Below are 14,916 nucleotides of genomic sequence, written 5' to 3'. Positions count from 1 at the left end.
CGGCGCTCCTCGGCGACAGATCGGCTGCGAAGACAGGGATGGACGGCAGACGTATGGACGGGGCGGACAGCCGGCCCGGATGCCTGGCGGCCCGGCGTCTGGCGGACTGGCGGCTTTCGAGAACGTTGACATGGTGCCCGCGGTGTCGACCCTTGACAAGGGTCGGACCGCTACGTGCCGGGGTCCGGTTCATCGCCGGTTCGGTTCACAGCGGACGGACATCCGCCTCGGGGGTGGGTGCCGGCTCGCCGACGGTGTACTCGGCGTACTCGGCGATCGGGCTGAAGCCGAGCCGGTCGTACAGCTTGTAGGCGGCGGTGTTCTCCGCGACGACGTTCAACGCCACCGTGTCGACGGTTTCCAGCAGCCGCCGGCAGAGTGTCGCCACCACCGTGCTGGCCAACCCCTGCCCCCGGTACGCCGGAGCCGTCGTCACGTTGCCCAGCGCGGCCACCCGGTAACGGGGCGACCAGACGTGCACCCCGGCGACGGCAATCAGTTCGCCGTCGCGGCGCAGCCCCACGTAGTGCCCGGTCTCGACCATCCGGGGGTCGAACCAGTTCCCCGGGTAGGCCGCCCGGTAGAGCGCGGTCAGCTCCGGTAGGTCGGCCTCGGTGAGCACCTCGCCGCCGGGCGCCATCCGAGCCAGCCGGTCCGGGTCGGTGAGCGCCATCTTCAGGTGCAACCCGCGCGACCTGACCGGGTACTTCCGGGACAGCACCGCCGCGCCGCCGGGGGAGAGGTGTGCCTCGAAGTGCCGGGGCAGCAGCGGGAGGAGACCGGTGAGCAGTTCGGTCAGCACCGCCGGCGAGCGGTGCAGCGCCAGCAGTACCGGGGTGGGCCCGCCCTGGTAGAGCAGCGCCACCGCGTCGTCGTACCGGTACCAGGTGGTGTACGGCCAGTAGAAGTCGTCGAGGTCGCCGAGTTCGTACGCGTGCAGGTGGGGATCGCGGCGCAGCAGGTCGGCCAGTTCGTTCCGGTCCTGACTGGTCCTGATCGTCGTCACCGACGCATCATGGCACAGCCGTCGATCGACCTCAGGAGACCGGTGCGGGGCGGGGCGACGGCACCGGGCGGGCCGCCCTGGCGCCGGCCACCTGCCGGCGGGCCTCCTCCAGGAACCCGTCGGCGTAGCGCTGCTCGGGGAAGTCGCCGAGATAGCGGGTACGGGTCTGCCACCGGACCTCGGCCAGCGGATCGCTGCCCAGCAGCCGGTCCAGTACGTCGTCCAGGTTGGACATCTGCGAGTCCAGCACGTACCCCGAGCCGGCCAGCGGGAACCCCTCGACGAACCGGTCACCCTCACCGACCCGGTCCGTGACCGCGTACGGCTTGCCGGAGTAGAGGTAGTCGGAGATCACCGCGGAGACGTCCGAAACCAGCGCGTCGGAGGCGTTGACGCAGTCGACCAGGGTCATCTTCTTCGCCGCGTCGGCGCCGAAGACGTGCTGCCGCCCCGTGCTGGTCCGGTGCTCGGCGAGGAGTTGCTCGATCCGGGCGAGTTGCCGGGCCGAGGCCGGGTTCTGCGAGGTGTAGGGGTGGGCCCGCAGGATCACCGTCACACCCCGGTCCAGCAGCCCGCGAACCAGGGTCTCGCCGACCGGCAGCGAGCAGTGGTCGACGTCGGCGTTGTGACCGGTCCAGGTGGGCGTGTAGAGCACCACCTTGTCGGCCCGGTCCCGGATCGGTTCCCGGCGCACCGCGATCGACTCCACCTGCGGCCGGCCGACGATGGCGAACTTCTCCCGGGGGATGGTCACGCCGTTGCGGGCGTACCGGTCGATCGCCGCCTGCCCGGCCACGAAGATCCGATCGAAGATCGCGGAGACCGGGTTGGCGCTCGGCGCCTTGTCGCTGTCGCCGTGGTGCAACTGGATGTGCGTGAGATGCGCGAAGCGGATGCAGTGGCTGTTCTTGGCGCCGTGGTTGACATAGAACGCCACTCGCAGGCTCGGCACGATCGCCTCGTCGATCGAGCGTGGTGTCGGGCAGACCACCACCGGCGCACTGGTGGCGGCGGAGATCGCCGGCAGGAAGTTCGGCTCCCGGAGCAGCACCATGAACGGCCGCCCGATCCGCTCCAGGTACGGCAGCCACATCATGACCTGGTATTCCGAGCCGGGCGGCGCGGAGAAGTAGAGCAGGAACTCCGGCTGGTGCCGGCGGAGCGCGTGGGTGACCGCGCTCTGCCCGCCGGAGGGACGCAGCCGGCGCAGTGCGATCGGCCCCACCGCACCGACCGTGGCGGCCGCGCCGACCAGCACGGTGAGGACCAGAGCGGGCCAGACCGGCAGGGTCAGCGCCGCCATTCCGGCGAGTACCACCAGTAGGACCAGGACCGCCGGCCCGAGCCGGTCGGCGACGAGCAGCGGCGACGACCGTACGCCGAGGTTGGCCGAGCGCACCTCCAGCTCGGCGGCGTCCCGCAGCGGCCGCTCGGTCAGGGTCAGCCCGAGCAGGGCCGCCCCGGTGAGCGCCAACGCCACGGAGTTCCATCCGGCCTCGGGGACCCGGTGGGCGTACCCGACCAGGATCCCGGCGATCAGCAGGACCGGCTCGGCGACCAGGTCGGCGCGCGGGTTGACCCGGCGCTCCAGCCAGACCGCGACGGCACCGGCCGCCGCCAGGGCGAGGCCCGGCAGCTCGGCCGAGGTGAGGGCGAGGACCAGGAAGGACAGCACGGCCAGGCCGGCGCTCAGACACCGGACGGTCAGTTTCCTGACCAGATCGCCACGCATGCGCTTCCTTCCTGGGACGGACCGCCGGAGGGGTGATCGTCGCCGGACGGTGATCTCGGAGGTGCGGACCCGGCTAGGCGGTGCCGACCCGGGGCGGCGGCACCAGTTCCGTGGAGCGTTGTCGGCCGATCCGGTCGGGTCCGGGCTCCCGGCCCGAACCGTCCGACCGGCGGCCGGAGTCACTGCCGTCGGGTGCGGCGGACCGGCCGCCGGAGTCGCTGCCGTCCGGCCCGGCGGACCGGCGGCCGGTCTCGACGCCGCCCGGCTCGACAGACTGTCCCGCGGCCTCCGCCGGGGGGTCGCCGGGGGAGCGGCGGACGTCGACCACCTGGCCGGTCAGCCCGGAGAGCAGCACGTCCAGCGAGACCCGTGCCACCGTGTCGGCCGCCAGCAGGGTGTGCTCCGGTTCCTCCCCGAACGCCCGGGTCCGCATCGGGGTCGCGGTCCGCTCCGGGTTGACGCAGTTCACCCGTACGCCGAACTCGGACCACTCGTCGGCGAGCGCCTGGGTGAGGTTGACCACGGCCGCCTTGGTGGCGGAGTAGAGGGCGTACCGGGCCCGGCCCCGGGTGTAGGAGCTGGAGGTGTAAAGCAGCAGTTGGCCCCGGGTCTGTCGCAGGTAGGGCAGCGCCTGCCGGGCGATGTCCACCGGGGCGACCAGGTTGACCTGGAGCATCTGCGCGATGGTCGCCTCGTCCATCTCGGCGAGCGCGCCCATCCGGAGCACCCCGGCGGTCACCACCACGTGGTCGATCCGGCCGGTGGCCTCGAAGGCGTCGCGCAGTGCGGCGGCGACGTCCTCGCCCCGCTCCACGTGGGTGCCGGTGCTCGACCGGCTGACCGGGAAGACGTTCGCGCCGTAGCCCCGGGCGACCTCGGCCAGCCGCGCGCCGATCCCCTCGCTGCCGCCGAAGACCACCACCGTGCGGCCGCTGAGCTCCTCGACGTACGCCCGCTCGTCGCGCAGTCGGGGCGCCTGGGCGGCGGCGAGCTGGAACAGCTTGTCGGCAAGGTGTACGTCGACCGGGTGCGTCACCTTGATGTTCTCGTCCGAGCCCTCGATGACCTTGATCGGCACCTCGGGCAGGTAACGGAGCACCACCCCGCAGTCGTCGGTGGCGCTGAAGTCCGGATCCTGCGCGGCCAGCGCGTACGCGGCTCGGATGGTGCCGGACCGGAACGCCTGCGGTGTCTGCCCCCGGCGCAGCCGGGAACGGACCGGGATGTCGGTGATGCAGTCGTCGTCGTCCACCTGGATGATCGTGTCGGCCGACGGGATGGCCACGTCGACGGCGGAGTACGTCCAGAGTGCGTTGACGCACTCCCGGACGATCCGGGGGCTCAGCAGCGGCCGGACGGCGTCGTGGAAGAGCAGGTTGCAGTCGTCCGGTCCGATCGCGGCCAGCGCCAGCCGGGTGGTGGCGTTGCGCGTGTCCCCGCCCTCGATCACCTGGCTGACCTTGCGGAAGCCGGCCTTGTCCACGATCTGCCGTGCCTCGTCCAGGAAGCCGGGCGCCATCAGCACGATGATCTCGTCGATCTCGGGTGCGGACTCGAAGACCGTGATGGTGTGTTCGAGGATCGGCTTTCCGGCGATCTTGAGAAGCTGCTTGGGAATGCCGAGGCCGACCCGGGTCCCGGTGCCTCCGGCCAGAACCACCGCCACGGTCCGGGTGGGCCGCCACCGGGCGGCGTCCGGCTGGCCGGCCGGCCGCGTTGCCGGGTCAAGCACCATGCCGATCCCTCACTGACTACCCGCTGTTCCGATGGATGCTGCGTTGCCGATGACTGCTGCTGTTGCGGTAGGTGCTGCTGTTGCGGTGGGCGCCGTCGCCGCCTGCCGGGCGATCGGGTCGCGCCGGGCCGCGTGGCCCCTAGGACCCTAGCGCGGTGCGATGGCTCGCCGGTGCCGAGGCCGAGTGGTCCGATCGACACCGGCAAGCCGTCCGGATCACTTCTTCATGAACTTCTCGTACTCCGGCACCACCTCGTCGGTGGGGCCGTCGGCCCGGATCAGCCCGGATTCCAGCCAGATGGTGCGTTCGCAGGTGGTGCGGATCGTCCCGATCGCGTGGCTGACCAGGAACACCGTGCCCGCCTCGGCACGCAGTTCGCGCACCCGGGCCTCGCTGCGGCGCCGGAAGCGGGCGTCGCCGGTGGCCAGCGCCTCGTCGACCAGCAGTACGTCGTGCTTCTTCGCCGCCGCGATCGAGAACCGCAGCCGGGCCGCCATGCCGGAGGAGTACGTCCGCATGGGCAGCGAGGCGAAGTCACCCCGCTCGTTGATCCCGGAGAACTCGACGATCTCCGGCGTGACCTTGCGGACCTGCTCCGGCGACATGCCCATGGCGAGGCAGCCCAGCGCCACGTTCCGCTCGCCGGAGAGGTCGTTGAGCAGGGCGGCGTTGACGCCCAGCAGCGACGGCTGCCCCTGGGTGTAGATCGCCCCACGGCTCGTCGGCATCAGCCCGGCGATCGCCCGGAGCAGGGTGGACTTGCCGGAGCCGTTGCTCCCGATCAGCCCGATCGCCTCGCCCCGGTACGCGGTGAAGCTGACTCCCTTGACCGCGTGCACCTCCCGGACGTTGGCCTGCGGGGCCCGGGAGATGATCCGCTTGAGCGTCGCGGCCGGGCTGCTGCTGGAGGCGCCCCCGTGCACCCGGTAGATCAGGTGTACGTCCTCGGCGATGACCGTGGGGATGCGCTGGCCGGCGATGCTCGCCATGCCCGGGTGGACCTGGTGTTGTTCAGCCACGGCCGTACTCCTGTTCCCCGCGCCAGAAGTAGACGTATCCGGCGACGACCGACACCAGCGTCCAGCCGACGGCCAGCAGCCACAGGCGGGGTGCCGTCGAGGTGATCGGCGCGCCCTCCAGCAGGGCGTGTCGAACCAGCTCGATGAAGACGAGCAGCGGGTTCGCCTCGACGATCGTCGAGGCCCAACCCGGCAGGTTCTGGGAGAAGAACTCCACGCTGTAGAGCACGCCGGAGGCGTACATCCAGGTCCGCATGAGAAACGGCATGAGCTGCTTGAGGTCGGTGATCTTGGCGCCGAGCCGGGCCATCCCGAGCGCCAGCCCGGCGTTGAACACCGACTGGAGCAGCAACGCCGGTACCAGCATCAGCCATTCCAGGGTCAGCGGTTCGCCGGTGATCAGCACGATGGCGATCAGCACCACCATCGCGGAGATCAGGGTCTGGAACTGGGTCAGGGTCACGGCGATCGGCAGGGCGGCCCGGGGGAAGTGCAGCGCCCGGATCAGTCCGAGGTTGCCGATGATCGACTGGGTGCCGCCGGTCACCACGGTCTGGCTGAAGGTGAAGACGAAGAGGCCGACGCAGAGGTACGCGATGAAGTTCGGGACGCCCCGCTGGGTGTCGAGGATCACGCCGAAGATCAGGTAGTAGATCGCGGCGTTGGTCAGCGGCGTCAGCACCTGCCAGATCCGGCCCAGGCGGGCGTTGGCGAAGGTGGCGACCAGCCTCGCCGTCGCGTACGCCGAGATGAAGTGGCGGTAGGACCACAACTGCTTGGTGTAGGCGATCAGCGTGGGTCTCTCGCCGGCGACGGTCAGGCCGTACCGGGCGGCGAGTTGTGCCCCGGTCAGGCCCGAGTCGGGATCGGCTACCGCCGTGGGGGCCATAGCTGGGCGCTCCGATCTGTTCGGGCTGCAAGATGGGTGCGACAAAGCGACCGTGGCCGGAGGTAAGGGGCAACGGTGGTCGTCGCTTGCGTGGAACGTAGTCGATCGTACGTCGGGACGCAACCGTACCGTCGTCGCGCTATATTGGCCGACGTGGCGACCGACAACCGGCGTGCTCCAGCGGGAGCGGCGGTGCTCCGAGGGGAGATCACCGACGCGATCCGCCGAGCCGTGATGAAGGAACTCGCCGCGGTCGGCTACGGACGGCTCTCGATCGAGGCAGTCGCGCGCCGGGCGGGAGTCGGCAAGACGGCGATCTATCGCCGGTGGCCCTCGAAGCTGGAGATGGTACTGGAGATCGTGTCCCGGGTTGCGGGGCAGAGCCTACCGTTGCCGGACACCGGCACCCTGCGCGGCGACCTCGAGGTGCTGTTGCGGATCCTGGCCCGGGCCCTGCGACACCCACTGGCCTCGCAGATCATCCCCGATCTGCTGGCCGAGGCGGCCCGCAATCCGCAGATAGCGCTGACCCTGCAAGAGGCGCTGCGGGCGAACCAGCGAGACATCGGCATACTGTTGCTCGGCCGGGCGGTCGACCGTGGGGAGCTACCCGCGGGCGCGGATCCCGACGAGGCCGTGGACCTGATCGTCGGCCCGCTCTACTGGCGGCTCGCCGTCGCCCGTACCCCCCTTCCGGAGGCATACGTACCACGATTGGCCGCCGCCGTCGCGGCCGGACTCGGCGCCATCGAGCCGGTGCCGTCGGGCGACGCGGTCGCCGCGTCCGCACACCCCTCGTGACCTACCCCGCACACCCCTCGTGACCTACCCCGCACCACTCGTTCCCGCTACCCCGCAACGAGCTAGCATCGCATGCCGATTGCGATCCCCCACCGAAGGAGGATGCCCATGGCCGGGCAGAACGCAGACCTGATTCCACCCGCGAAACCAGTCATCGGAGACGCCGAGATCGAAGCGGCGGTCCGGGTGCTCCGCAGCGGCCGGGTGGTGCAGGGCCCGGAGGTGGCGGCCTTCGAGGAGGAGTTCTCCGAGCTGGTGGCCGGCCGGCACTGCGTCGCGGTCAACTCGGGCACCTCCGCGCTGCACCTGGCCCTGCTGGCGCTGGGCCTCGGCCGGGGTGACGAGGTGATCGTCCCCTCGTTCTCCTTCGCGGCCACCGCCAACGCGGTTCGGCTGGTCGGCGCCGAGCCGGTCTTCGTGGACATCGAGCCGGGCAGCTTCTGCGTGGACCCGGCCGCGGTCGAGGCGGCGATCACCCCGCGCACCAAGGCGATCATGCCGGTGCACCTCTACGGCCACCCCGCCGCGATGGACCGGCTGATGCCGATCGCGCAGCGGCACGACCTGGCGGTCGTCGAGGACGCCGCCCAGGCGCACGGTGCGGCGCTCGGCGGTACCCCGGTCGGCGCCTTCGGCATCGCGGGCTGCTTCAGCTTCTACCCGACGAAGAACATGCACGCCCTGGAGGGCGGCATGATCACGACCCCGGATCCCGAGTTGGCCCGTACCCTGCGGCTGCTGCGCAACCAGGGCATGGAGCAGCGGTACGCCAACGAGATCGTCGGCGCGAACATGCGGCTCACCGACGTGGCGGCGGCGATCGGCCGGGTGCAGCTGCGGCAGCTGCCGGAGTGGACCGAGCAGCGCCGGTCGAACGCCAAGTTCCTCGACTCCCGGATCACCGGAGTGGTCACCCCGCCGGTCGCCGACGCGGCGCGGCACGTCTACCACCAGTACACGGTGCGGGTGACCGGGGACCGGGACGCCGCCCAGCGGCAGCTGCTGGACCGGGGGGTGGGCAACGCGGTCTACTACCCGACCCCGATCCACCGGCTCCGGCCCTACCTGGACGAGAACGGCAGGCCCGGTCCCTGGGACCTGCCGGAGACCGAGCGGGCCGCCCGCGAGGTGGTGTCGCTACCGATCCACCCGGCGCTGACCGAGCACGACCTGGCGCGGATCGCGGACGCGGCGAACAGCCTGGGCGGTGCCCGGTGAACGCGGCCTCCCGTACCCTGCGGGCCGGGCTGATCGGTCTCGGCGCCATGGGGCGCAACCACGCCCGAATCCTGTCCAACCTGGACGGTGTGCGGTTCGTCGGTGTGGTGGACCCGGCCGGCGACCCCACCGGCGCGCTGCCGGTACCGGTGGTCTCCACCGTCGCCGAGCTGATCGAGATGAAGATCGACTATGCGGTGGTGGCCTGCCCCACCGCACTGCACGAGCCGGTCGGCATGGAGCTGGCCGCCAGCGGCATCGGTGCGCTGATCGAGAAGCCGCTCGCCCAGTCGGTCGAGGCGGCCACCCGGCTCGTCGAGGCGTTCGAGTCACGCGGGCTGGTCGCCGGGGTCGGACACATCGAGCGATACAACCCGGCATTGCAGAACCTGCGGCTCCGGCTGGAGGCGGGGGAGCTGGGCGAGGTCTTCCAGGTGGTCACCCGCCGGCAGGGACCGTTTCCACACCGGATCGCCGACGTGGGCGTCGTGATGGACCTGGCCACCCACGACATCGACCTGACGAGCTGGGTGACCGGACAGGAGTACACCTCGGTGTCGGCCCGTACGGTGTCCCGCAGCGGTCGGCTGCACGAGGACATGGTGGCCGCCGTGGGGCAGCTCGGCAACGGCACCATGGTGAACCACCTGGTGAACTGGCTCAGCCCGCTCAAGGAGCGGTCCACGGTGATCACCGGCGACCGGGGCTGCTTCGTTGCCGACACCCTCACCGCCGACCTGACCTTCTACGCCAACGGGGCCATCGACACCGAGTGGGAGGCGCTGCGGGCGTTCCGGGGCGTCGCCGAGGGCGACATGGTCCGGTACGCCATCCCGAAGCGGGAGCCGCTGCTGGTCGAGCACGAGCGGTTCCGGGATGCCGTCGAGGGCAAGGAGACCGACATCGTGACACTGCGGCAGGGTCTGCGTACAGTGCAGGTCGCGGCCGCCCTGCTGGAGTCGGCGACGACGGGCGCGACCGTGTCGGTGGCGCCGTTGGTGAGCGACGCGATCGACCGCGCTCCGGGCGCCGTCTCCGTCTGACGACAGTTCTTCAGGGGGCTTACAAATGCACAACGAGGGCGTCCAGGATCCCCGATCCGGCCGGGGCCGCGTGGTGATGCTTGTCGACAACGCCGTGCAGGGCGACTCCCGGGTGCAGAAGGAGGCGCGGTCCGCCGCGGCGGCCGGCTGGGACGTCACCCTGCTCGGGATCCTCAGCAACGCGTCGCCGCAGGAGACGTGGACCATCGGCGAGGCGACGGTCCGGCTCGTCCGGGTGCCCCGGCCACTCGGCCAGCACCCGATGCTGATGCGGCGCTCGCTGCGCCGCCCGCTGGCCTACCGGCCTGGCCGGTACGCCACGCAGCGGGTCAACGCCGTCAAGGCCTGGCGCTGGGAGATCCAGCAGCGAAGGGCGGCCCTGGACGCGGACCGACGGGCCGGTGGTAGCCGGGTCCGACACGCGATCGGCAGATTGCTGCTCCTGCCGCCCCGGGTCGCGGCCAAGGTCCTCGCGCTGTGGGTGAGGTTCCGTGCGGGCGAACTGCACCGGCTCCAGCAGGGCCGGCAGAACCCGGAGACCCTGATCACCCGGATGTCCATGGGCTTCTGGCAGAAGCTCATGGGTCATCGGAGCTGGCGCCGGCTGGACCCGGGTCTGTGGGACTACGAACTCGCCTTCGGACGCGTCATCGACTCGTTGCGACCGGACCTCATCCACGCCAACGACTTCCGGATGGTGGGTGTCGGCGTTCGCGCCGCGGAACGGGCCCGGGCCCGGGGGCGCGAGGTCAAGGTCGTCTGGGACGCGCACGAGTACGTCGCCGGTGTGACCGGCCGGGCGGACAACCCGCGCTGGCTGCCCGCGCAGATCGCCTACACCGCGGAGTACGCCCCGCGGGCCGACGCGGTCGTCACCGTCTCCTCGACCCTGGCCGAGCTGTTGCAGGAGGTGCACGGGCTGCCCGAACGACCGGCGGTCGTGCTCAACGCGCCGGACGGTGCGCCGCAGGACGTTCCGGGCGACGGTTCGACGCCGGATCTGCGGGCGCGGTGCGGCATCGGCCCGGACACGCCGGTACTGGTCTACTGCGGGGGGGTGAACCCCTCGCGCGGAGTCGACCTGATGGTCGACGCGCTGCCGCACCTGCCCGACGTCCACATCGCACTGGTCACGCTGCATCCGAGCGGCAACAACTCCGCCTCGGAGGAGCTGCTGGCCCGGGCGGTGGAGATCGGCGTTGGTGATCGGGTGCACCTGCTGCCGTACGTGCCGCACTGGCAGGTCTCCACGTTCCTGGCCACGGCGAACGCCGGGGTGGTGCCGATCCACCACAAGCCGAACCACGAACTCGCACTGATCACCAAGTACCTCGAGTACTCGCACGCCCGGCTGCCGATCGTCTGCAGCGACGTCCGGACCATGGCGGAGACGACCCGGTCGACCGGGCAGGGTGAGGTGTTCCGGGCCGGTGACCTGGCCGACTACGTCCGGGCGGTCCGGGCGGTACTGGCCGACCCCGAGCATTACCGGGCGGCGTACGACCGGCCGGGCCTGCTCGCGGGATGGACCTGGGAGGCACAGGCGGAGGTGCTCGACGGGGTGTACCGGCGGTTGCGACCGGACGTCGCGCCGAGGCCGGCGGTGCGGGAGCCAGCGGTGCTCGGCTGACGGGGCAGCGCCACTTGCCACGGTGATTTAGGGTGCAGTCCTCTACGCATCCGCCTGCCGGCACCATCGGTGTCGCGCTGGGCTGGTGGCGCTGACTCTGGCAGAAAAAGAGGAAAGAGATGTCGCATGTCTCGCGGCGATCAGCGCTTGGCATCCTGGCGGCCGGTCTACCGGTCACCGCCCTGGCTCTCGCAGCCTGCCAGGGGTCGAGACCAGGACCGAAGGGTGCGGCGAAGTTGACGTACCGGGACGACGTGGTGCGGGTCGAGAACAAGCGTGCCGGCACGGACGCCTGGCGGTCCGGGAGTGGAGGCCTGCGCGACTCCGACGACGAGCGGATTCAGGTCCAGGGGTACGCCTCCACGACCAGTGTCGCACCCGGCGAAGTCATCGACTTCCACGTCACCGTGGACGTGCCGCAGAGCGTCACCATCTCGATCTACCGACTCGGCTGGTACGACGGCCAGGGTGGCCGGCTCGTGTACACCAACCCTCCTCTTGCCTGTCAGGTCCATCCGGTGCCGCCGGCCGATCCGCTGACCGGGACGATCGAGTGCCGTTGGCCGCCGATCCTGCGGCTCCGGGTGCCCGCCGACTGGGTGTCCGGACTCTACGTCGCGACCTTCACCAGCCAGAGTGGCACTCGCGGCTGCACGCCGTTCGTGGTTCGGGACGACCGGAATCCCGCGGAACTCTGCGTCGTGTTGCCGTTCTCGACCTACCAGGCCTACAACCAGTGGCCCAAGGACGGGCGGCGGGGCAAGAGCCTCTACTACGGATTCCCGTCGCCGGGCGCCCCGATCGACCCCGACGCCCGCGCCTTCCAGGTCTCCTTCGACCGTCCGTACTCCGACCGGGGGTGGCCGAAGCAGTTCGACCGGGACCACGACTTCGTGCAGTGGGTCGAACAACGCGGTTACGACGTGACCTACGCGTCCACGGTCGACATCCACACCGGCCGGATCGATCCGGGGCGCTACGCCGGGCTAATCTTCTGCGGTCACGACGAGTACTGGTCGGCGGAGATGGTTCGGGCGGCGGACCAGGCGGTGCAGCGGGGCGTGAGCCTGGCGTTCCTGGCCGCCAACAACGTGTACTGGCGAATCCGGCTGGAGCCGTCCACCGACGGGCGCGAGAACCGCATCGTGACCTGCTACAAAACCGCCCCGGATCCGACGGCCGGCGTCGACGGTCTCGGCGCCACGATGCGGTGGCGAGATCTCGGCGGCCAGGGCGAGCACGCCGAGCAGCGGCTGCTCGGCGTGCAGTACAACGGCATCGTCGCGGCCCCGAGTCCGCTCGTGGTGCGCAATGCCGACCACTGGTTCTGGGAGCGTTGCAGGGTGACCGACGGCCTGGAGCTGCCGCGGTTGGTCGGCGGTGAGGCCGACGGCTACGATCCGGCGATGCCGGCACCGGTCGGGGTGAACTCCACCATCCTGTCCGCCTCGCCCTACCGGTTGCGCAACGGCACCGTGCACGAGCAGAACACCCACCTGTACGAGACGCCGGGCGGTGCGCTGGTCTTCGACGCGGGCACGCTGCACTGGACTCTGGCGCTCAACCGGCGGGGCTTCCGCAACCAGAAGATCCAGATCGCCACCCGGAACCTGTTCGACCGCATCGTGCGGCAGAAGTCCAGCGGCCGATAGCCCAGGCCGGGGCAGGGCGGTCGACCCGGCCCCGGCAGATGGTCTGTGTGCTCAGTGCACCGGGTGGCGCAGTGGAATCCGGAGCACCTCGGCGAGGCGCTGGCCGCCGCTGCGCCAGTCCCAGGTGGCCCGGGCGTAGGCGGCCACCTCCGCACCGTTGGCCCGCCAGCTCTCCTCGCTGGCGGTCAGCTCGCGGATCCGGTCCGCCGCCTGCTGCGGCGTGTCCGCGACCCACTCCGTCGGCACGAGTGCCCGGACACCGTGCACCGAGCCGGCGAGGGACGATCCGCGCAGCACCGGTACGGCGCCACCGGCCGCGCCCTCGACGTGTGCGTGCCGGAAGGTCTCCCGGATCGGGCTGCTCAGGATCACCCCGACGCCGGACAACGCCTCCGGGAACTCGTCGGGAACCCGCTCGACCCGGGCCACCGCTCCGGACCGTTCCAGCTCGACCAGCTCGGCGAGGAGTTCCTCGTGGTAACGCCGGACCACCATGCCCGGCTCGGGGGTGAGTTCGGTACCGATCAGCACCAGGCGGTACCGGGTGTCGCCGGCCCGAAGCTGCCGGAGGACCTCGACGGCCCACCGGGTGTCGACGGCGTTCACACCGAGCAGGCCGAGGGTGAAGCGACTCTGCGGCTCCTTGGGACGAGCGGGTGCGCGTAGGTCGAGCGCGTCGCCGACGACCGACAGCGTCGGTGCCGTCTCCGTGCCGAGCTGGGGCAGCACCGCGGTGGCCAGCTCCCGCACGGCCTCCGCGGCGACGACCAGTTCGTCCACTCGCGAGTAGTCGACCAGGTGCGCCCATGGACGCAGCAGGTCGGCCGGGTGCGTGCGTACCACGATCCGGGTGGTGCCCGGGTCGAACAGCGTCACCGCTGCGGCGGGCTCGGTGCCGTCGGCGAGGAGGACGTCGGCCCACTCCAGCCGGGGCTGCAACCACTCGCGCATCCGGTTGCCGTACTCGCTCGACCCGGCGAGCAGGTGACCCACCTGCGCGGCCGGATCGGTGCGTACCGCCCCGGCGTCCGTCTCGTCGCCGAGGTCGACGTACTGGACCTCGACGTCCGGCCGGTCGTCGTAGCGACCCCGGATCGTCCGGGAGCGTCGCGCTTCGCCGTCGGTGAGGACCAGCAGCCGCAGCGCCCGGTCGGTCGGCGGTGGCTCGGCCGGTGTGGCCCGGCCACGCGGGGTGGCGAGAGCGCGACCGACGGCGCTGTCGCGCAGCGGCGCCAGGAACTCCGCCGGGCGTTCGGCGAGTGGGGAGCAGGGCTGTTCGAAGTGCGCCACCCGATGGAACAGCAATTTCAGCGCCCTGTGCGTCGACTGGGTCGCCCGGGCGGTGTTCTTCTTGCGGAGCCATCCGTCGGCGACGGCCAGTTCGGTGGCGACCGCCGCGTGCAGGGCGACCGGGACGCGGCCGATGGCCAGTTCCCAGGTCGCCTCCCTGGTCAACAGGTTGGCCCGGGAGGCGACGTCCTCCAGCCGGGCCGAGGCGGCGGCCGAGGCGGCGGCCGCCTGCTGCGGGCGGTCCGCTTCGATCGCGCGTTGGTGCACCCGGTACGCGACACCCGTCCGTACCCGGTCGGGCAGGGCCGGCACCGCCACCGCGGTACGCCAGAACCAGGCCCCGGCACCGCTGCGCATCACGGCCGGGGCCATGCCGATCCGCATGGCCCGGCGTACCTTGCCCTGCGCATCCCGGCGGGTTGCCCGGGCGACGATGCCGGCACGGGTCGCGACCGCCGCACGTAGCCCTCTCCTTGGCCGGGGCGCCCCGGCGAGGCGGGCCTGGACCGCCCGGGCAGCCGGACCGAGGCCGTGGCAGGCGTCCGCGTCGAGCTGCCGCTGTGCCATCTCCCACACCGCGTAGACGGCGACCATGTCCATCGACACCAGCACGTCGGCCTCGCGGACCCAGCGCCGGACCACCTCGTCGTGCCAGGCACGGACCCAGATTGCGCGGGACGGCTCGCCGCCGAGGGACCGGCGCAGCCGGTCGTCCGGTTCGGTCTCGCGGAGCCCGCGCACCTGCGCCGGGGCCGGATCGAAGGTGAGCCGGCTCAGGTCGAAGTCGCAGACCAGGCGAACCTGGACGCCCTGCTTCCGGAACCGCTCCAGGGCCTCAACCAGCACCGTCTCCTGCCGGGGCACCGTGCCCGCGACGAGAAGTACGTTGATCATAAGGAA

At 71.3% G+C, this 14,916-nt stretch carries 11 protein-coding genes; 5 read left to right on the top strand and 6 right to left on the bottom strand.

Features of this window, described 5'->3' with window-relative positions; genetic code table 11:
* Positions 1-205: 205 nt before the first annotated feature.
* From EV371_RS22380 to EV371_RS22360, 5 genes are all read right to left on the bottom strand, one after another.
* Positions 206-1,006: a GNAT family N-acetyltransferase gene (locus EV371_RS22380; RefSeq protein ID WP_486484752.1), complete on the bottom strand. Its 801-nt coding sequence runs from the start codon at positions 1,004-1,006 to the stop codon at positions 206-208.
* A 31-nt stretch (positions 1,007-1,037) separates the two neighbouring features.
* The gene (locus EV371_RS22375) at positions 1,038-2,738 is read right to left on the bottom strand and encodes a CDP-glycerol glycerophosphotransferase family protein (protein WP_130463786.1); all 1,701 of its coding nucleotides are present in this window, start codon (positions 2,736-2,738) and stop codon (positions 1,038-1,040) included.
* A gap of 73 nt (positions 2,739-2,811) precedes the next feature.
* The gene (locus EV371_RS22370) at positions 2,812-4,473 is read right to left on the bottom strand and encodes a bifunctional cytidylyltransferase/SDR family oxidoreductase (RefSeq protein ID WP_486484751.1); all 1,662 of its coding nucleotides are present in this window, start codon (positions 4,471-4,473) and stop codon (positions 2,812-2,814) included.
* Between the two features lie 216 nt (positions 4,474-4,689).
* Positions 4,690-5,463: an ATP-binding cassette domain-containing protein gene (locus EV371_RS22365; RefSeq protein WP_130466130.1), complete on the bottom strand. Its 774-nt coding sequence runs from the start codon at positions 5,461-5,463 to the stop codon at positions 4,690-4,692.
* Between the two features lie 22 nt (positions 5,464-5,485).
* Positions 5,486-6,382, bottom strand: a complete 897-nt coding sequence (locus tag EV371_RS22360; RefSeq protein ID WP_130463785.1) for an ABC transporter permease — start codon at positions 6,380-6,382, stop codon at positions 5,486-5,488.
* A 153-nt stretch (positions 6,383-6,535) separates the two neighbouring features.
* Here EV371_RS22360 and EV371_RS22355 point away from each other — a divergent pair, with 153 nt between their 5' ends.
* The 5 genes from EV371_RS22355 to EV371_RS22335 all read left to right on the top strand — a co-directional run bounded on the left by EV371_RS22355 (position 6,536) and on the right by EV371_RS22335 (position 12,726).
* Positions 6,536-7,183: a TetR/AcrR family transcriptional regulator C-terminal ligand-binding domain-containing protein gene (locus EV371_RS22355; protein ID WP_130463784.1), complete on the top strand. Its 648-nt coding sequence runs from the start codon at positions 6,536-6,538 to the stop codon at positions 7,181-7,183.
* Positions 7,184-7,291: 108 nt separating this feature from the next.
* Entirely contained in the window at positions 7,292-8,401 is a 1,110-nt protein-coding gene (locus EV371_RS22350; protein ID WP_130463783.1) for an aminotransferase class I/II-fold pyridoxal phosphate-dependent enzyme, read from the top strand.
* The gene (locus EV371_RS22345; protein WP_130463782.1) at positions 8,398-9,444 is read left to right on the top strand and encodes a Gfo/Idh/MocA family oxidoreductase; all 1,047 of its coding nucleotides are present in this window, start codon (positions 8,398-8,400) and stop codon (positions 9,442-9,444) included. Before EV371_RS22350 ends, EV371_RS22345 begins: the two co-directional genes overlap by 4 nt.
* Before the next feature lie 25 nt (positions 9,445-9,469).
* Positions 9,470-11,074 (top strand): glycosyltransferase family 4 protein, encoded by a 1,605-nt coding sequence (locus tag EV371_RS22340; RefSeq protein WP_486484750.1) that lies wholly within the window; start codon positions 9,470-9,472, stop codon positions 11,072-11,074.
* A gap of 236 nt (positions 11,075-11,310) precedes the next feature.
* Positions 11,311-12,726 carry a N,N-dimethylformamidase beta subunit family domain-containing protein gene (locus EV371_RS22335; protein WP_486484749.1) on the top strand — a complete coding sequence of 472 codons (1,416 nt, stop codon included), beginning with the start codon at positions 11,311-11,313 and terminating at the stop codon, positions 12,724-12,726.
* Between the two features lie 51 nt (positions 12,727-12,777).
* Here EV371_RS22335 and EV371_RS22330 read toward each other — a convergent pair whose 3' ends face one another.
* Positions 12,778-14,910, bottom strand: a complete 2,133-nt coding sequence (locus EV371_RS22330) for a glycosyltransferase family 1 protein (RefSeq protein WP_130463780.1) — start codon at positions 14,908-14,910, stop codon at positions 12,778-12,780.
* Between the last annotated feature and the right edge of the window lie 6 nt (positions 14,911-14,916).

The sequence above is a fragment of the Plantactinospora sp. CNZ321 genome (assembly GCF_004217235.1).
The sequence above is the reverse complement of the archived record's forward strand: the minus strand, read 5'-3'. Positions and strand labels throughout refer to the sequence as shown.